This window comes from Microbacterium zouquanmingi, from assembly GCF_052266675.1.
GTDB lineage: Bacteria > Actinomycetota > Actinomycetes > Actinomycetales > Microbacteriaceae > Microbacterium.
This window is the reverse complement of the sequence record NZ_JBQPRA010000002.1, coordinates 690,192-706,781: the sequence shown is the minus strand read 5'-3', so window position 1 is coordinate 706,781 and position 16,590 is coordinate 690,192. Positions and strand designations below refer to the sequence as shown.

At 65.7% G+C, this 16,590-nt stretch carries 17 protein-coding genes and 1 tRNA gene; 7 read left to right on the top strand and 11 right to left on the bottom strand.

What is annotated here, in order from left to right; genetic code table 11:
- Nucleotides 1-83 precede the first annotated feature (83 nt).
- Nucleotides 84-1,409: an RNA 5'-3' helicase PhoH2 gene (gene phoH2, locus ACTU6V_RS07345; RefSeq protein WP_443467889.1), complete on the bottom strand. Its 1,326-nt coding sequence runs from the start codon at nt 1,407-1,409 to the stop codon at nt 84-86.
- 221 nt (nt 1,410-1,630) lie between these two features.
- Nucleotides 1,631-2,413 carry an isoprenyl transferase gene (locus ACTU6V_RS07340; protein ID WP_443467229.1) on the bottom strand — a complete coding sequence of 261 codons (783 nt, stop codon included), beginning with the start codon at nt 2,411-2,413 and terminating at the stop codon, nt 1,631-1,633.
- 130 nt (nt 2,414-2,543) lie between these two features.
- On the opposite strand from ACTU6V_RS07340, the gene trhA reads away from it, so the two are divergent.
- Genes trhA through ACTU6V_RS07325 form a run of 3 tightly spaced genes read left to right on the top strand, consistent with a single transcriptional unit; the run spans nt 2,544 to nt 4,507 of the window.
- A complete protein-coding gene (gene trhA, locus ACTU6V_RS07335) occupies nt 2,544-3,248 on the top strand; it encodes a PAQR family membrane homeostasis protein TrhA (protein WP_443467890.1) in 705 nt (234 codons plus the stop codon).
- An 18-nt stretch (nt 3,249-3,266) separates the two neighbouring features.
- The gene (locus ACTU6V_RS07330) at nt 3,267-3,740 is read left to right on the top strand and encodes an S-ribosylhomocysteine lyase (RefSeq protein ID WP_443475319.1); all 474 of its coding nucleotides are present in this window, start codon (nt 3,267-3,269) and stop codon (nt 3,738-3,740) included.
- A complete protein-coding gene (locus tag ACTU6V_RS07325) occupies nt 3,740-4,507 on the top strand; it encodes an SDR family NAD(P)-dependent oxidoreductase (protein ID WP_443475338.1) in 768 nt (255 codons plus the stop codon). The genes ACTU6V_RS07330 and ACTU6V_RS07325 overlap by 1 nt, the downstream gene beginning before the upstream one ends.
- 24 nt (nt 4,508-4,531) lie before the next feature.
- Here ACTU6V_RS07325 and ACTU6V_RS07320 read toward each other — a convergent pair whose 3' ends face one another.
- Nucleotides 4,532-4,891: a hypothetical protein gene (locus ACTU6V_RS07320; RefSeq protein WP_443475318.1), complete on the bottom strand. Its 360-nt coding sequence runs from the start codon at nt 4,889-4,891 to the stop codon at nt 4,532-4,534.
- Between the two features lie 68 nt (nt 4,892-4,959).
- Between ACTU6V_RS07320 and ACTU6V_RS07315 the strand changes: the two genes are divergently transcribed.
- Nucleotides 4,960-5,346: a DUF4307 domain-containing protein gene (locus ACTU6V_RS07315; protein WP_443475317.1), complete on the top strand. Its 387-nt coding sequence runs from the start codon at nt 4,960-4,962 to the stop codon at nt 5,344-5,346.
- Nucleotides 5,347-5,461: 115 nt separating this feature from the next.
- Complete coding sequence (gene greA / locus ACTU6V_RS07310; protein ID WP_443467234.1) at nt 5,462-5,950, top strand: transcription elongation factor GreA; 489 nt, start codon at nt 5,462-5,464, stop codon at nt 5,948-5,950.
- A 91-nt stretch (nt 5,951-6,041) separates the two neighbouring features.
- Here the strand turns inward: greA and ilvA are convergent, their stop codons facing one another.
- Both ilvA and ACTU6V_RS07300 read right to left on the bottom strand, forming a co-directional pair.
- Nucleotides 6,042-7,271, bottom strand: a complete 1,230-nt coding sequence (gene ilvA, locus ACTU6V_RS07305; protein WP_443467235.1) for a threonine ammonia-lyase — start codon at nt 7,269-7,271, stop codon at nt 6,042-6,044.
- Nucleotides 7,268-8,461 carry an AI-2E family transporter gene (locus ACTU6V_RS07300; protein ID WP_443467236.1) on the bottom strand — a complete coding sequence of 398 codons (1,194 nt, stop codon included), beginning with the start codon at nt 8,459-8,461 and terminating at the stop codon, nt 7,268-7,270. Before ACTU6V_RS07300 ends, ilvA begins: the two co-directional genes overlap by 4 nt.
- A gap of 76 nt (nt 8,462-8,537) precedes the next feature.
- Here ACTU6V_RS07300 and ACTU6V_RS07295 point away from each other — a divergent pair, with 76 nt between their 5' ends.
- Nucleotides 8,538-9,788, top strand: a complete 1,251-nt coding sequence (locus ACTU6V_RS07295) for a winged helix-turn-helix domain-containing protein (protein ID WP_443475316.1) — start codon at nt 8,538-8,540, stop codon at nt 9,786-9,788.
- 12 nt (nt 9,789-9,800) lie between these two features.
- Here ACTU6V_RS07295 and ACTU6V_RS07290 read toward each other — a convergent pair whose 3' ends face one another.
- The 3 genes from ACTU6V_RS07290 to ACTU6V_RS07280 all read right to left on the bottom strand — a co-directional run bounded on the left by ACTU6V_RS07290 (nt 9,801) and on the right by ACTU6V_RS07280 (nt 12,984).
- Nucleotides 9,801-10,367 (bottom strand): LemA family protein, encoded by a 567-nt coding sequence (locus tag ACTU6V_RS07290; protein WP_417508576.1) that lies wholly within the window; start codon nt 10,365-10,367, stop codon nt 9,801-9,803.
- Nucleotides 10,368-10,447: 80 nt separating this feature from the next.
- Nucleotides 10,448-11,761, bottom strand: coding sequence for a D-arabinono-1,4-lactone oxidase (locus ACTU6V_RS07285; RefSeq protein WP_443467238.1), 1,314 nt, complete (start codon nt 11,759-11,761; stop codon nt 10,448-10,450).
- Nucleotides 11,758-12,984, bottom strand: a complete 1,227-nt coding sequence (locus ACTU6V_RS07280; RefSeq protein WP_443467891.1) for a type III PLP-dependent enzyme domain-containing protein — start codon at nt 12,982-12,984, stop codon at nt 11,758-11,760. The genes ACTU6V_RS07285 and ACTU6V_RS07280 overlap by 4 nt, the downstream gene beginning before the upstream one ends.
- 58 nt (nt 12,985-13,042) lie before the next feature.
- Here ACTU6V_RS07280 and ACTU6V_RS07275 point away from each other — a divergent pair.
- Nucleotides 13,043-13,118: transfer RNA gene (locus ACTU6V_RS07275), tRNA-Leu, on the top strand.
- A gap of 100 nt (nt 13,119-13,218) precedes the next feature.
- On the opposite strand, the gene ACTU6V_RS07270 is transcribed toward ACTU6V_RS07275, so the two are convergent.
- From ACTU6V_RS07270 to ACTU6V_RS07260, 3 genes are read right to left on the bottom strand one after another with little or no spacing between them, the layout of a single operon-like run.
- Nucleotides 13,219-14,685, bottom strand: a complete 1,467-nt coding sequence (locus ACTU6V_RS07270; protein ID WP_443467239.1) for an NAD(P)/FAD-dependent oxidoreductase — start codon at nt 14,683-14,685, stop codon at nt 13,219-13,221.
- 35 nt (nt 14,686-14,720) lie between these two features.
- Entirely contained in the window at nt 14,721-16,046 is a 1,326-nt protein-coding gene (locus ACTU6V_RS07265) for a S8 family peptidase (RefSeq protein WP_443467240.1), read from the bottom strand.
- Nucleotides 16,043-16,561 (bottom strand): DUF501 domain-containing protein, encoded by a 519-nt coding sequence (locus ACTU6V_RS07260; protein ID WP_443467241.1) that lies wholly within the window; start codon nt 16,559-16,561, stop codon nt 16,043-16,045. Before ACTU6V_RS07260 ends, ACTU6V_RS07265 begins: the two co-directional genes overlap by 4 nt.
- Between the last annotated feature and the right edge of the window lie 29 nt (nt 16,562-16,590).

Here is a 16,590-nt window from a genome sequence, read left to right as displayed (position 1 = left end):
ACGACGGATGTCGGACGATCATCCATGAAACCGTCCGACATCCGTGCAGTCGGCCCCCAAACTGTCAGGGCCGGCGCCCAGCCTCAGCTGAGCTCCCCACCCTCCAGCAGGTCGGTGACCAGTGCCGCGATGGCCGAGCGCTCCGAGCGCATCAGCGTCACGTGACCGAAGAGTTCGTGCCCCTTGAGCGTCTCGATCACCGAAGCGATGCCGTCGTGCCGGCCCACACGCAGGTTGTCGCGCTGTCCGACGTCGTGGGTGAGCGCGACGCGCGAGTTCTGTCCCATCCGGCTGAGCACCGTCAGCAGCACGTTGCGCTCCAGCGACTGCGCCTCGTCGACGATCACGAACGCGTCGTGCAGCGAGCGTCCGCGAATGTGCGTCAGCGGAAGGACTTCCAGCAGTCCTCGCGCGATGACCTCCTCCACGACGTTCCCAGAGACAACCGAGCCGAGCGTGTCGAAGACCGCCTGCCCCCACGGGCCCATCTTCTCGTTCTGGTCACCCGGCAGGTATCCGAGCTCCTGGCCTCCGACGGCGAACAGCGGCCGGAACACGATGATCTTCTTCTGCTGCTGCCGCTCCAGCACGGCTTCGAGACCCGCACACAGCGCGAGTGCCGACTTGCCGGTGCCGGCCCGACCACCGAGCGAGACGATCCCGACGTCGGGGTCGAGCAGCAGGTCGATCGCAATACGCTGCTCTGCCGACCGGCCGTGCATCCCGAACAGCTCGCGGTCACCTCGCACCAGTCGGTACTCGCCGTCGCCGGAAACCCGCCCGAGCGCGGACCCCCGTTCGGAGTGGATGATCAGTCCGGTGTTGACGGGGATGCCGCGAGCATCCTCGCTGATGCCGACCTCGCTCTCGTACAGGTCGCTGATCTCATCGCCGGAGAGGTCGAGGTTGGCGATCCCGGTCCAGCCGGAATCGACCGCCTGCTCGGCGAGGTACTCCTCCGCCGAGATTCCGAGAGATGCCGCCTTGACCCGCATCGGCAGGTCCTTGGACACGATCGTGACGTCTTGGCCGTCTTCTGCGAGATGCATGGCAACCGCGAGGATGCGACTGTCGTTATCGCCGAGCCGGATGCCGCTGGGAAGCACGCCCCCATCCGTGTTGCTGAGTTCGACGCGCAGCGTGCCACCCTCGCCGATCGGCACCGGGTAGTCGAGGCGACCGTGTTCGATGCGCAGTTCGTCGAGGTGACGCAGCGCCTGCCGTGCGAAGTAGCCGATCTCGGGGTCGTGCCGCTTGCCTTCGAGCTCGGTGATGACGACAACGGGAAGGACGATCGAGTGTTCGGCGAAGCGGAACAGCGCCTGCGGATCCGAAAGCAACACTGAGGTGTCGAGCACATAAGTGCGGAGATCCTGGTCAGGCTTCCCAGAGGAAGACCTGTGTGAGATCTGACGGGTTGACTGCTGTGCTGCACGTGTGGTCACGACCCACTCCCGACCCGGGATGCTTCCCGGCTATGCCACGAGTCGGCCTGGGGCCACGAGTCGCGATCCTGAGGGCCGACTCGATCAGACACGGTGTCCGATGCCTCGAAGGTACGGCTGCGGTCGCGCGACACCTCGGAGGACACGCGCGTGGCGGGATTAACGCTGGGTTAACGACCGGATGCTCACCGCCCGAAGCGGCGATCCCGGTCCGTGAAGTCTCTGATCGCGCGCAGGAAGTCGACCTCACGCAGATCGGGGCCGAGCGCCTCTACGAAATAGAACTCGCTGTGCGCGCTCTGCCACAACAGGAAGTCGCTGAGCCGCTGCTCACCGCTCGTGCGAATGACGAGGTCGGGATCGGGCTGCCCTCCCGTGTAGAGGTGCTCCCCGATCATCTCCGGAGTCAGGTGCGCTGCGAGGTCCTCGAGAGTCCCACCGGATGCCTCGTGCTCCCCGATGATCGACCGCACAGCATCCACGATCTCGTTGCGTCCGCCGTATCCGACGGCGAGGTTCACGTGGAGACCGGTGTGCCCGTTCGTACGCGCCTCTGCGTCGGCGAGGACTCGGGCGAGCTCGGTGGGCAGAATGTCTGATCGGCCGACGTGCTTCACTCGCCAGTCCGGTTCCTGCGACAGGCTTTCTGCGAGCTCGGCGATGATCTCGATGAGATCCTCGATCTCTTTCGAGTCGCGTTTTCTCAGGTTGTCGCTGGAGAGCAGGTACAAAGACACGACACGCACGCCGATCTCATCGCACCAGCCGAGGAACTCGCGCATCTTCGCAGCTCCCGCACGATGTCCGTCAGCGGCGGAGTCGAATCCGAGTTGTCGCGCCCACCGCCGATTGCCATCGATCATCATCGCGACATGGTGCGGAACGGATGCCGGATCGAGCTGCCTGCGGAGCCGATTGCTGTACAGCCGGTACAGCGGACCCCGACCTTCGCTCGTGCGTGCATTCACGTGCCTACGCTACCGCGCCACCGGCTCCGACTCATGTGATGCGGCTGAGGATCAAGGATATGTAGAGTTCGTGGCGTGCGCGGCGACTTAGAGTGAGAACGTGAGTACATCCGATTCCGGCTCCGTTCCCGTGCCCGAGCTGCCTCTTGTCGAAGCGGCAGCCGATGATGCCGAGATCGAGATCAAACCGACCTGGCGCGGCTGGCTGCACGCCGGAACTTTCCCCGTGGCGATCGTTGCGGGCATCGTGCTCATCATCCTCGCGGATGGCGCACCCGCGAAGTGGGCAGCCGCCGTCTTCATGGCGAGCTCGCTGCTGCTGTTCGGGAACTCCGCCCTGTACCACCGCATCGACTGGAAACCGAAGACCAAGCTGCTCCTCAAGCGCATCGATCACGCGAACATCCTCCTCCTGATCGCGGGAACCTACACTCCGCTGGCAGTGAACGCGCTCATCCCCGAGAAGGGCATCCTGCTGCTGTGCGTCGTGTGGGCCGGGGCGATACTCGGCATCCTGTTCCGGGTGTTCTGGATAAATGCACCTCGTTGGCTGTACGTCGCCCTCTACCTGGCTCTCGGCTGGGCCGCCGTCATGTACATGGGCGACCTCCTGAACGCCAACGTCGCCATGATGGTTCTGGTGTGCGTGGGCGGGGTCCTGTACACACTGGGCGCCATCGCGTACGCGATGAAGAAGCCGAACCTGTGGCCAGGTCATTTCGGGTTCCACGAGCTCTTCCACCTGTGCACGGTGCTGGCGTTCCTGTGCCACTGGACCGCCTGCCTGCTCATCTCAATCGCACCGTATTCCCCCTCGCTCGGGCTGCCGGGCTGACATCTCAAGGAGAACACCATGGCCGATGTCGAGAGCTTCACCCTCGATCACACTAAAGTCCGCGCCCCCTATGTGCGGCTCATCCAGACGGAGCACGGCCCCAAGGGCGATGCGATCTCGAACTTCGATGTGCGATTCGTCCAGCCCAACGAGGGAGAGATCCCCACGGCAGGCCTGCACACGATCGAGCATGTGCTCGCCAGCCTGATCCGCGATCACCTCGAGGGCGTCATCGACATCTCACCGTTCGGCTGCCGCACGGGCTTCCACCTCATCGTGTGGGGCGAGCCGAGCGTCGCCGCCGTGGTGGCGGCCGTGCGAACCGGTCTCACTGCGATCGCAGAGGACATCACCTGGAGCGATGTTCCCGGCGTCGATGCAATCAGCTGCGGAAACTACCGCGACCACAGCCTGCACAGTGCTCGCGAGTGGTCCAAGCACATCCTCGAGCAGGGAATCAGCCTCGACGCGTTCACACGCATGGGCGTGTGATGTTCAACGATCTGCGCGATCGCGTCATTCTCGTCACCGGCGGCGCCAGCGGAATCGGCGCCGGCACCGCAGATGCGTTCCTCGCAGAGGGCGCGACCGTCGTCAGCGCCGATCTGAGCCTGCCTGAGGGCCTGAACGAGGGTCGCGACGACGAATGGACGGTGCGTTTGGATGTCAGCGACGAGAGCGCCGTAGAGCAGGTCCTGGATGCTGTCGCTGAAACCGTCGGCATCGTCGACGTCGTCGTCACCGCAGCCGGCACCTCCACGATGGGCTTTGCGACCGAGACGACCAGCGCGGACTGGGACCGAAACCTCGACGTGAACGCGAAGGGGTCCTTCCTCGTCGCGCGCGGGGTCGCGCGACGACTGGTGGATATTGGGCGCACCGGCCGCATCATCTTCATCGCCTCTCAGGCCGCGAAGAACGGCTACCGCGGGATGACCGCGTACGTGGCGTCCAAGCACGCCGTGCTCGGGGTGACCAAGACGATGGCGGTGGAGCTTGCGCCGCACGGCATCACGGTGAACGCGATCTGCCCCGGAATCATCGAGACGCCGATGAAGCACCGTGAGCGCATCGAAGGCGGGGCGATCCGCGGGATGACTGCGGAAGAGGTCGCTGCGGAAGACCGTTCGCAGGTGCCGCTCGGTCGTACCGGCACCCCGGAGGATGTTGCCGGTGTCGCGCTTTTCCTCGCGAGTGACCTCGCAAGCTACATGACCGGTCAGGGACTGAACGTCACTGGCGGCATGACGATGCACTGACGCCGGAACCAGCCGGCGTCACGTTCAGCGCGCGTCGCCCGCCGGCGGCTGCTCGTCGTCAGCATCCGGATCGCTCGAGGGCCCAGCATCCGCCTGCCCTGTGTCCGTCTTCTCAGCATCCGTCTGCGCGGCCGCCTGTTCGGCGTCGAGCTCCTCACGAACCTCATCGCGATAGCGCACTCGGCGCACCCGACGATTCATATCCCAGATCAGGAGGGCCAGGGCGACGACGATGATGACGATCACGGCGAAGCCTGCGGGGCCAGGGGTGACGGAGTTCGGGTCGACCGTCATCGTCGGAGTCGGCATCGGGGTGTCGGTGTCTGAGAACACTGTTCCTGCGAACACCGTTGCGGCCAGTGCCGTTCCGAAGAGCCCCATCATGTGTCCGCCTCTCGATCACAGGTCGCGTAACCTGGAACTACAAGCCTAACGACCGAAAGGCGACCTGCGTGACGACCGCCGAAGAGCTCGACCAGCGATACGGACGCACCCGCCGTCGGCGCCTACCCTGGCTGCTCGCAATCATCGCCGCTGTCATCGTCGTCGCGATCGCCGCGTGGATGACGATCTCGCAGTCCATGAACTCCGTCACCTCCGATGATCTCGGCTTCGAGGTCGTCGATTCGCACGAGGTGACCGTGCGATTCCAGATCTCCGACGCGCACGGCAAAGAGGTCGCTTGCGCGGTCGAGGCACTGGATGAGGAGTTCGGCGTCGTCGGCTGGAAGATCGTCGAGATCCCGAAGATGGAGAGCCATACCCAGCAGTTCACCACGACCGTTCCCACTGTTTCAGAGGCCACCACAGGTTTGGTGAACGCCTGCTGGGTCGCATAGAATTCTCTCGAGACGACGCCCTGGCCCATCCGCCGGGGCGTCTTGGCATATCCCCTCAGCCCCACACGGGCGTTCAGAAAACCGCCCTGAAGGGCGTTCGACAAAGGAGCACGCTGTGTCTACAGACGCTCAGGTACCTTTCCTCACGCAAGAGGCCTACGATCGACTCGTCGCCGAGCTCGAGCACCTCTCCACCATCGGTCGCGATGAGATCGCCAAACGCATTGAAGCGGCACGCGAAGAGGGCGACCTCAAAGAGAACGGCGGCTACCACGCCGCCAAGGACGAGCAGGGCAAGCAGGAAGCGCGCATCCGCACCCTCGAGCAGCTGCTGAAGACCGCGAAAGTCGGCGTCGCGCCGGCCAGCCGTGGCGTCGTCGAGCCCGGCACTGTCGTCACCGCTCTCGTCGCGGGTGGCGAAGAAGTCTTCCTCCTCGGCAGCCGCGAGATCGCTGGCGACACCGACCTCGACGTCTACAGCGAGGCGAGCCCGCTCGGACAAGCCATCCTCGGCCTCAAGATCGGCGAGAAGACCTCGTACGAAGCGCCCAGCGGAAAGTCGATCTCGGTCAAGGTCACCGGTGTGGAGACCTTCTCCGGCTGAGTTCGCGCCCGAACCTGCAAAACCACGCCGAGACCGCGTCGCCATGACGTGGTCTCGGCGTGGTTTTGCAGGTTTGCGAGCGAGCGCGAGGCTAGTCGGGCACGACGATCGGGTCGTAACCGGCACGGCGGAGAGTGTCGAGCGTCAGCTCGGTGTGCTCTGCGCCGCGGGTCTCGATGCTCAGCTGCAGGCTGACCTGGCTGATCTGCAAGCCCTGCCCGTGCCGCGTGTGCATCACCTCCATGACGTTCGCGCCGGCTTCAGCGACGAGCTCGGAGACGCGCGCGAGCTGCCCCGGGCGGTCAGGAAGCGGAATGCGGATCGTGAGATAGCGGCCGGATGCTGCCAGGCCATGAGCGACCACACGCTGGAGCAGCAGCGGGTCGATGTTGCCCCCCGTGAGCACTGCCATCGTGTTGCCCGTGTCAGCGATCTTGCCGGCAAGAATCGCGGCGACTGCCACCGCTCCAGCGGGCTCGGCCACAACCTTCGCCTGCTCGAGCAGGATGAGGATCGCTCGCGCGATGTCGTCGTCGCTCACCGTGACGACCTCATCGACGAGGTCCTTGATGATCTCGAACGGCACGACCCCCGGCTTTGCGACGAGGATGCCGTCTGCGATCGTCGGACGCGTCTCGATCTCGATCGGGTGTCCGACGGCAAGAGATGGCGGCACGGCTGCCGAGTTCTCGGCCTGCACACCGATCACGCGAATCGTTCGTCCGAGCTTCGCTGCCGCTGCCTTGGCCGCCGCCGCCACGCCGGCGATGAGTCCGCCGCCGCCGATGCCCATGATGATCGTGTCGATGTCTGGAGCATCCTCGATCAGTTCAAGGCCGAGGGTTCCCTGACCGATCACGATGTCGCGGTGGTCGTAGGGGTGGATCATGATCGCGCCGGTGCGCTCAGCGTACTCGGCGGCGAGCCGCAGCGCCGTGGACACCGTTTCCCCCTCGAGCACGACCTCCGCACCATAGCCGCGCGTGGCGAGGAGCTTGGGAACGGGAACACCCAGCGGCATGAAGACCGTCGCGGGAATCCCCAGTGCCTGTGCCGCCAGCGCCACACCCTGCGCGTGGTTTCCGGCCGATGCCGCCACCACACCGTGCGAGCGCTCCTCGGGAGTGAGCTGCGAGAGCCGGTACCCGGCACCACGGATCTTGAACGAACCGGTGCGCTGAAGATTCTCCATCTTCAGCACGACGGGCGACCCGAGAATGTCGGAGAGCGCTCGGGAGGGCAATGTCGGAGTGTGCGAGATCACGCGCTCCAGCCCCCGTGCGGCTTCTTCGAACTCGGCCAGGGTGGGGACTGCGCTCATGTGCTCCTCCGTCTCCGCTCGCGCGGCACTGTACTCCAGATCAGATCACCGGGCGGTCTGGCGCCGGTTTTCCACGAACCGCTGCTGAGGCTGACCGCGACCACGTTCACGAACGCGGCCAGCGGCACAGCGAAGAGCGCACCCGGGATGCCGGCGATCATCGATCCTCCGGCCACCACGAGCACAACGGCCAGCGGGTGAACCTTGACTGCCGAGCCCATCAGGATCGGCTGCAGAATATGCCCCTCGATCTGCTGAACGCCGATCACCACGACCAGCATCCACAGCGCATTCCACGGGTCGTTGTAGACCAGCGCGAGGAAGACGGCGACGGTGCCGGTGGTGACGGCACCGACGATGGGGACGAACGCACCGAGGAACACCAGCACAGCGACCGGGATGGGCAGCGGAACACCGAGAAGGAACGCGCCGAGGCCGATGCCGATCGAGTCGATCGTCGCCACGAGCAGCTGAGTCTTGGCGTAGTTGACGACGGTGCGCCATCCGCTGCGGGCGGAAGCGTCGACTGCCGGGCGGGCGGCCTTGGGGAAGAGCTTGGTCGTCCAGCGCCAGATCCCGCCGCCATCGGCGAGCAGGCAGATCAGGATGAACACCGTCAGCAGCGCGCCGATGACGACGTGCCCCGCCGTCGTGCCGATCGCCAGAGCCCCCGACCACAGGAGCTGCGCCTGCTGCTGGATGAGCTCGAAGCCCTGGTCGAGGTAGTCCTGGATCTGCGAATCGGTCAGATGGAGCGGCCCGTCGATGAGGTAGGCGCGCAGCCCCTCGACGGCGGTCACGGTCCGTGCCTGAACTTCCGGCCACTCGCGTGAGACCTGCCAGCCGACCAGCCACATCAAGCCCACGACGATCGCGATCGTACTCAGGAGTGAGACGACGATCGCGAGCCAGCGCGGTACGCGGTGGCGCAGCATCCACTCGAATGCCGGCCAGAGCAGTGCCGTGATGAGGATGCCCACCAGCAGCGGAATGACCAGGAGCTTGAGCAGAATGACGAGCCAGATGATCACACCCGCAGCCGCAGCGATGAGCAGCAGCCGCCAGGCGTAGCTCGCGCCCACACGCAACGAGAATGGCACACTGTTGTCAGCCTCGGTCGAGATCGTCCGATCGGTGGGCATGCGACCCCACAGAAGATCACGCTTGCGAGGGCGTTGCTCATCCGTCATGCGGCAAGTCTAGTTGCGGCATGATGTCTGCTGTGACGTCGCCGTCGATGTCTGAGACGGACGATACGCTGACCGGATGCCGGAGAATCTCAGTGCTTCGCAGGCACGCCGTATCGCTCTCGCCGCTCAAGGCTTCACCCGTCGCCGTCCAGAGGCCACCGTGTCAGCGCGTCATGTGCACCGCACGATGGAGCGCCTGGGCGTGCTGCAGATCGATTCGGTCAACGTCTTCGCCCGCAGCCACTACCTGCCGCTGTTCTCGCGCCTCGGCTCCTACGACCCCGCGCTGCTCGACCGCGTCTTCATGTCGCGCACGACGCACTACGTGGAGTACCTCGCGCACGAGGCGACCTTCGTCCCCGTCGACGATTGGGCACTGTGGCGATTCCGCATGGAGGACTTCCGCCGTCGCTGGGACTCGCCCGATTCGTGGACGAGTCAGAACGCTCGCACCCTCGCGTGGGTGCAGGACGAGCTGCGTACTCGCGGGCCACTGCGACCCGCCGAGTTGCGCGCCGATGCGCCGCGAGAGCGCGGCACCTGGTGGGACTGGGATGAGGTCAAGCTCGCGCTCGAACACCTGTGGCGCACCGGCGACGTCGCCATCAGCGGTCGCCGAGGGTTCGAGCGGGTCTATGCTCTCGCAGAGCAGGTCATCCCCGCCGAGGTGCGCGATCGCGACGTGCCGCGCAAAGAGGCGATCCGTGAGCTCGTGGGCCGTGCCGCTCGGTCGCATGGGGTCGCAACGGCTGCAGATCTTGCCGACTACTACCGGATCCGCGACCGCGCGGCGGTCCGATCCGCCATCGACGAACTCGTCGACGACGGTGAACTGCGCCCTGTTCAGGTGCGCGGATGGGAGCGCGCAGGCCGCCCTGTCGAGGCGTGGATGCACCGTGATGCGGCGCTCCCTCGCCGTGTGGATGCCGCGGCCATCCTCACGCCGTTCGACCCCGTGGTGTGGTTCAGAGAACGCGCGCTGCGCGCCTTCGAGCTCGACTACCGGATCGAGATCTACGTACCGGCCGCCAAGCGCCGTTACGGCTACTACTCGCTGCCCGTTCTCGTTGGCGACCGCATCGTCGCGCGCATCGATCTTAAAGCCGATCGAGCCTCGTCGACTCTTCAGGTGCAGTCGGCCTGGTGGGAGCCGCAATCACGCGCCGAAGACGCCGAGAGCATCGCGCAGGAGCTTGCGCTGGCGGCATCCTGGCAGGGTCTGGAGAACATCTCTGTCTCCCGCTGGGGCGATGCTGCCGAAGCCGTAGCGGGCGGGCTCGCCTTCAGTCATGGACGCGTGCTGCGCCACGCGCACGAGCGCGAATAGGCGTCTGCTCGCTCAGAACTGCACGCGCGGCGGCTCAGAGATCGCAGCACTGTCAGCCACCTCGAAGAACTCACGCTCGGTGAAGCCGAGGCCGCGCGCGAAGAGGTTGTTCGGGAAGACCTTGATCTTCGTGTTGAGCTCGCGCACGCCACCGTTGTAGAAGCGGCGAGCGGCCTGGATCTTGTCTTCGGTGTCGACCAGGGCGTGCTGTACCTGGAGGAAGTTCTGACTCGCCTGCAGCTGTGGATAGGCCTCTGCGACCGCGAACAGGCTCTTCAGCGCCTGCTGCAGGTGCCCCTCGGCGATGCCCGCCTCGCCCGGACTAGTGGCAGAGAGTGTCTCGGCCCTGGCGCGAGTGACGTTCTCGAACACGGCCTTCTCATGCGCGGCGTAGCCCTTCACCGTCTCGATGAGGTTGGGGATGAGATCCGCACGCCGCTTGAGCTGAACGGTGATTCCGCTCCACGCTTCATCAACACGGACGTTGAGCTGCACAAGGGAGTTGTACGTCGCCCATAGGTAGATGCCGATCAGCACGAGCACCGCGACGACGATCAGAACCGGAATGAGCCATTCCATCTCAGGCAACCCCCCTTGAAGCGTATTTTCTTCATACTATCGACGCTGTCTGCAAGCGCACTGGGCGTCTGGCCCCGAACTCACGCGCCGAGAACCCGATCGAGGTGGCGGTTGGCGAACCGCCTCTCGGGATCCATCTTGTCGCGCAGCGCGAGAAAATCATCGAACCTCGGGTAGCGCCCACGCAACTGATCGGCGGTGAGCGTGTGCAGCTTTCCCCAGTGGGGTCGCCCACCATGCTCGAGGCAGATGCTCTCGACTGCTTCGAAATAGGCGGTCGGGGCGGCGCGCCAGTATCGGTGCACCGCGATGTACCCACTGGCTCGCCCGTGCGCCGTGGAGAGCCAGAGATCGTCGGATGCCGCGAAGCGCACTTCGACCGGGAACTCGATCTTCCATCCACGTTCGCGAATGAGCTTCTGGATCGCGTGGAACGCGGGGACCACGTTCTCGGCGGGGAGCGCGTACTCCATCTCACGGAACCGCACAGTGCGACTCTGGGTCAGCACGGTGTGCGAGCGGTCGGTGTACTCACGGTCACCGGTGAGCTTCACCGCGAGCCTGTTGAACGGCGGGGTGATCACCGGCACCACTTGGCCTGCGGCGCACACGGCGCGGTAGACGCCGTTGGAGAGGAGTGTCTCGTCGATCCATCTGCCGGCCTTCGGCAGCGGCCGTCGCGGTGTAGATTCTGGCAGACGGGTCTGACGCTTCGTGAGTGCGACATCCGTGTGCGGGAACCAATAGAACTCGAAATGATCGGATGCTGCGACGCGCTCGTCAAGCGTCTCGAGCACCTCATCGAGCGGCGTCGGCTCATCGATCGCGTGCAGGATGAAAGCCGGCACACACTGCAACGTGACCTCAACGAGGATGCCCAGCGCCCCGAGCCCCAAGGCCACGGCAGGCAGCAGTTCGGAGTTCTCTTCTTCGTTCACACGGAGGAACTCCCCCGCCGCGGTGATCAGCGTCACACCGACGACCTGCGTAGACAATCCGCCGAATCCGGCGCCGGTGCCATGCGTGCCGGTGGAGATCGCCCCTGAGATGGATTGCCGATCGATGTCGCCGAGGTTCTGCATCGCAAGCCCGTAGCGCGCCAGAAGGCGTGGAATGCGATGCAGCCGCGTTCCGGCGAGCAGAGTCACGCGTGCGCGCGCTGCGTCGACGGATACGACCCCTTGCATGTCGTCGAGTTCGAGCAGAACGCCGGGCGCGACCGCGATTCCGGTGAAGCTGTGGCCGGCGCCGACGGCCTTGATCGGAAGGCCGTGAGAGGCTGCCGCAACCACCGCACGCTGAACGCCTTCTGGGCTTCGCGGACGCTCAACCCGTGCCGGCTTCACCTTGGCCGAGCGTCCCCAGTTCTGCCAGGTGCCGCCGGGACGAGTCACAGGAACGCCTTTCCCTCGCCGCGATAAGTGGGGAGCTCATCGATGATCTGCGTACCGGAGACGAGGTGGTACGCATCGATGTGCTCAGCGGGTTCGCCGCTCTTCGAGTGCCGGAACCAGACGCGGTCCCCGATGGCGAGACCAGCGGCGGCACGACCCTGAAGCGGGGTCTGCACCTCACCGGCCGCCTCGCGTGGCATCGGGCGCAAACCTTCAGGCCACACGGCCTTCGGCTGGCGGGATGCCACCGGCGGGCCGGACGCGATCCAACCGCCGCCGAGCACCGTCGCGATGTCGCTCGCGGGGCGGCGGACCACGTCGAAGGCGAACGCACTGGCCGGCGCGGGGTGGAACGACCGGTATCCGTCGAACAGGTGTCCCCCGAGCAGACCGCTGCCCGCCGAGGCCTCTGTGACGGATTCATCGCTTGCGGTGAATTCCAGAGAGCCGGTGCCGCCGCCGTTGAGGAACTCCAACGAGGCGATATCGGTGAGGACATCGGCGATCTCGGCCCGACGTGAGCGCAATTCGGCGCGGGAGCGCGCCTGCACAGCGCGGATCACCGGAGCATCCGATCCGTTGTCTCCTTGGCCGGCGATCTGTGCCTCATACATCTGCAGACCGACGAGTCGGAACCCCGGACGGTTCGTGACGACACGGGCGAACCGTGCGACATCACCCGCGGTGAACAGCGGTGAGCGACGCACGCCGATGTGACCGAGGGCAGCGGAGCGCCACGAAGCATCCGCATCGATCGCGACACGAATAGTCTCTCGCTGGCCGGGAGCGGCGATGCTGTCGATGAAATCGAGGTGCGCGACGTCGTCGACCATCAGGGTGATGCGGGATGCCGCCCGCTCATCGTGCACGAGACGCTCGAGGTTCGCGCGGTCGACGGTGGGATAACCGAGCATGATGTCGTCATGCGTCTCGGAGAGCCAGAGCGCTTCGGCGAGAGCGTACGACAGGATGCCGTGATACCCGGGGATCTGCAGCACCGCATCAAGCACCGCGCGCACCCGCACTGATTTTGAGGCGACTCGGATCGGGATTCCGCCCGCGCGCACGAGGAGATCCATGGCGTTGTGGCGCAGGGCATCGAGATCGATGATCCCCACGGGTGCGGGAAGATGAGCGGTGGCCTCTGTCAGCCGCGGCCACCAGTGCGCAGGTTGCTCCCACGTGCGATCGGCAGGGGACGTCGGAGGCGCGGTGAGGTCGATCACTCCCCCACCTTATGCCTCGACGCGCGGGGACGCACGGCTAGGCTGAGAGTGTCAGGCCCCCATAGCCCAATGGCAGAGGCAGGCGACTTAAAATCGCTTCAGTCTGGGTTCGAGTCCCAGTGGGGGCACCACTGCGCTCATTTCGCCATACGAAACATGCGGGATGCTTTTCGCTTCTTGTGGAGTCCCACAAGCGACGAAAAGCATCCCGCATGCGCGGTCAGATCGTGATTACGACGCAGCCTGCTTGGCCGGAGCCTTCTTCGCGGGAGCCTTCTTGGCAGGAGCCTTCTTGGCAGCAGCGGGCTTCTCCGCAGCAGGCTTCTCCGCGGCAGGCTTCTCCGCGGCAGGCTTTGCCGGAGCAGCATCCGCTGCCGGGCGAGGACGTGCGGCGAACTCCTGGAAGAACGCGTGCGGCTGCTGGACCTTCTCGAGGTTCACGATGTCGCGGTCGAGCCACAGGTTGTTCCACCAGCCCCACAGCACGCGCCACTTGCGCTCCCACGTCGGCATGGCCAGACCGTGGTAGCCGCGGTGCGCGACCCAGGCGAGGAAACCCTTGAGGGCGAACTTTCCGGACTGGAAGACACCGGTGCCCAGGCCCAGGCCAGCAACGGCACCGAGGTTCTTGTGCACGTAGTTCACGGGCTCTTCGCCACGCAGAACCGCAACGAGGTTCTTGGCAAGGCGCTTGGCCTGGCGAACCGCATGCTGTGCGTTCGGAACGCAGAAGCCGCCGACGCCCCCACCGGTGAGGTCGGGAACAGCCGAGACGTCACCTGCGGTCCAGGCGCCCTCGACGACGTTCGCGTCGGCGTCGATGACGCGCAGCGTGGCCTCGGCGCGAATGCGACCGCGCTCTTCGATGGGAAGGTCACCCGCGCGGACGACCTGCGGGTTGGCCATGACGCCTGCAGTCCAGACGATGATGTCGCTGGGGATGACCTCACCCGTCGACAGCTCGACGTTACCGCCGACAGCACCGGTGACCTGAGTGTCGAGGTGAACGTTCGCGCCGCGCTTGGCGAGGTCCTTGAGGACCCACTCGCTGGTCTTGAGCGAGACCTCGGGCATGATGCGCCCCATGGCCTCGACGAGGTGGAAGTGCGTCTCTTCGAACGTGAGCTCCGGGTAGCGCTTGAGCAGCGCAGAAGCGAAGGAGCGCAGCTCGGCGAAGGTCTCGATGCCCGCGAAGCCACCGCCGACGACGACGACGGTGAGCAGACGCTCGCGCTCGGGCCCGGCCGGAAGGGCTGCGGCCTTGTCGAAGTTCGACAGGAGCTTGTCGCGGACCCAGACGGCCTCTTCGATCGACTTCATGCCGATCGCGTTGTCAGCGATGCCCGGGATCGGGAAGGTGCGCGACACCGAGCCAGCGGTGACGACGATCTGGTCGTAGGCGTATTCGTACGACTCGCCCTCTGCCGGGGTGATCGTGGCGACCTTGTTCGCGTGATCGATCTTGGTCACCTTCGCGGCAACCACGTTCGTGCGCTTCAGGTGGCGGCGGGTCGAGACCACGGCGTGACGCGGTTCGATCGATCCGGCAGCAACCTCCGGAAGGAAGGGCAGGTACGCCATATAGGGCAAGGGATCGACCATCGTCACTTCAGCTTCGCCCTTGCGGAGGTGCTTCTCGAGCTTCCACGCAGTGTAGAAGCCCGCGTAGCCACCACCGACGATCAGAATCTTGGGCACAGTTCTGTTCTCAGGCACAGAAGGACAACTCCTCGTCAGGCTGCTGGCGTGCGTTGCTTGCGCGCCGATCGGATGCGCCGGGCCGCTGCGGTGACGCCTAGCCCGACAAGAATACCAGGGACTGTGAGTGCTATGAGCGGAAGCGTCCCGAAGCGCAACGTTTCTGCGCTGGGAAGCAGCGGCGAACCGGGAGTGGTCGGCGCATCTGCGGCGGGAAGCGGAGCGACCTCGATCGGCGTGAACTCCGGCTCCGGCGCGGGCTCCACATCAGCACGGCGGTACAGCCGCACCCATTCAGCGAGGTCGCCCATCGGATTCTCATCGACAAGAGGAACGGATGCGGAGACCGCAGCTGCCGCGTTCAGCAGACCATAGCCGTAGAGCTTGTCGGGGACCGCGGTCACCCCAGGAACCGGAGTCGCGGTGCGGATGATGCGGTTGATGACGTTCGCCGCATCCAGGTCAGGGTGAGCCGAGCGCACGAGCGCCGCCACTCCCGCCACAATCGGCGCCGCACCGCTTGTACCGCGCCAGGCACTCAGCTGACCGTCGGCCGAGATGCCGAGAAGTCCTTCGCTGGGTGCGGAGATTCCGATCGTGATGCCCTGGGTGGATGCCTCGACGCTCGCTGTTCCCGTCTGGTTGACGCCGCCGACGGTGAGTACCCCTGGGATCGTCGCCGGCGCGCCGACGACTGAGGTGCCACTGCCCCGGTTTCCCGCGGCGACGATGACGACGACGTCATGCTCATAGGCGTAAAGGAACGCCTCATCCCAGCTCTTGTCCCAGTCGAGAGTGTTGGTCGTGAAGGACATGTTGATGATGTCGGCGCCGTGATCGACGGCCCAGCGGATGCCCTCGGCGACCTGGTCGACGAACGGCACTGCTGCGGCGGCGCCGAAGCCGATCGATACCGAGAGCAGCTTGGCTTCGGGGGCGACACCGATCATTCCGGTGCCGTCGCTCTTTCCCCGCGCGGCCGCGAGAGAGGCAACCCACGAACCGTGATCGCCATCGACAGCGCCGACAGGAGAGCGGCCATCGGGCGTACCGCTGCCGGAGACGTCGGTGCCTGCTGTCACGGCGTTGTCGAAGGCGGTGGGAGCCTTGCCGATTCCGGTGTCGATGATGGCGATCGTGGCACCCTCGCCGCGCGTCGTCTGCCACGCCTCGCGGATCTGGGCACTGTCGAGCCAGTACTCGAGTGCGCGTACCGGATCAGACGGGTTGTCCGGGATCGGCACCGGCACCGGCGTCGGGGTGGGCGCGGGTGTTGGGGTGGCGGTCGCACCGACGAGCAAGACGGATGCTGCAACCGCCGCGCCAGCGACAGCTCCCCGCAGCATCGTCTTCAGCTTCATCGCGTCGCAGCGCCCGGGTCTTCGCACTGGCAGCGCTGCGGCGACCAGCTCGAACGCTCGAGCGCAGCGTCGCCGATCGGGTTCACTCCGGGGCCTGCCGCGAGAGCGTGCCCGGCCAGCGCATGCAGGCATTTCACCCGGGTGGGCATGCCTCCGGCGGAGATGCCCGCGATCTCCTCGACGTCACCGAACTGAGCGCGGTCCGCAAGAAACGCCTCGTGCGCTGCCAGGTAGGCAGCGGCGACTGTTTCATCCTCGAGCGTGGCTGCCAGCTCAGGCATGAGCTGATTCGCTTCGAGCGTCGACATGGCCGCGGTTGCCGCGGGATGAGTGAGGTAATAGAACGTGGGGAACGGAGAGCCGTCGCCCAGACGAGGGCTTGTCGCAACCACCGTCGGGTTGCCGCAGACACACCGTGCGGCGATACCGACGACACCGCGCGCCTGGCGGCCGAGCTGTGCGGAGACCACGTCGATTTCAGCGGAGGTGGGCGGGGCGAATGGCGGTGTCGTCACCCCATCAGCCTACGGGTCCCGCCTGTGGA

Bases quoted from the DNA above. Each gene is read 5' to 3' on its own strand.
- ACTU6V_RS07330 (WP_443475319.1), top strand. From the start codon at position 3,267: ATGGCCGATGTCGAGAGCTTCACCCTCGATCACACTAAAGTCCGCGCC.
- ACTU6V_RS07325 (WP_443475338.1), top strand. From the start codon at position 3,740: ATGTTCAACGATCTGCGCGATCGCGTCATTCTCGTCACCGGCGGCGCC.
- ACTU6V_RS07320 (WP_443475318.1), bottom strand. From the start codon at position 4,891: ATGATGGGGCTCTTCGGAACGGCACTGGCCGCAACGGTGTTCGCAGGA.
- ilvA (WP_443467235.1), bottom strand. From the start codon at position 7,271: ATGAGCGCAGTCCCCACCCTGGCCGAGTTCGAAGAAGCCGCACGGGGG.
- ACTU6V_RS07300 (WP_443467236.1), bottom strand. From the start codon at position 8,461: ATGACGGATGAGCAACGCCCTCGCAAGCGTGATCTTCTGTGGGGTCGC.
- ACTU6V_RS07295 (WP_443475316.1), top strand. From the start codon at position 8,538: ATGCCGGAGAATCTCAGTGCTTCGCAGGCACGCCGTATCGCTCTCGCC.
- ACTU6V_RS07290 (WP_417508576.1), bottom strand. From the start codon at position 10,367: ATGGAATGGCTCATTCCGGTTCTGATCGTCGTCGCGGTGCTCGTGCTG.
- ACTU6V_RS07265 (WP_443467240.1), bottom strand. From the start codon at position 16,046: ATGAAGCTGAAGACGATGCTGCGGGGAGCTGTCGCTGGCGCGGCGGTT.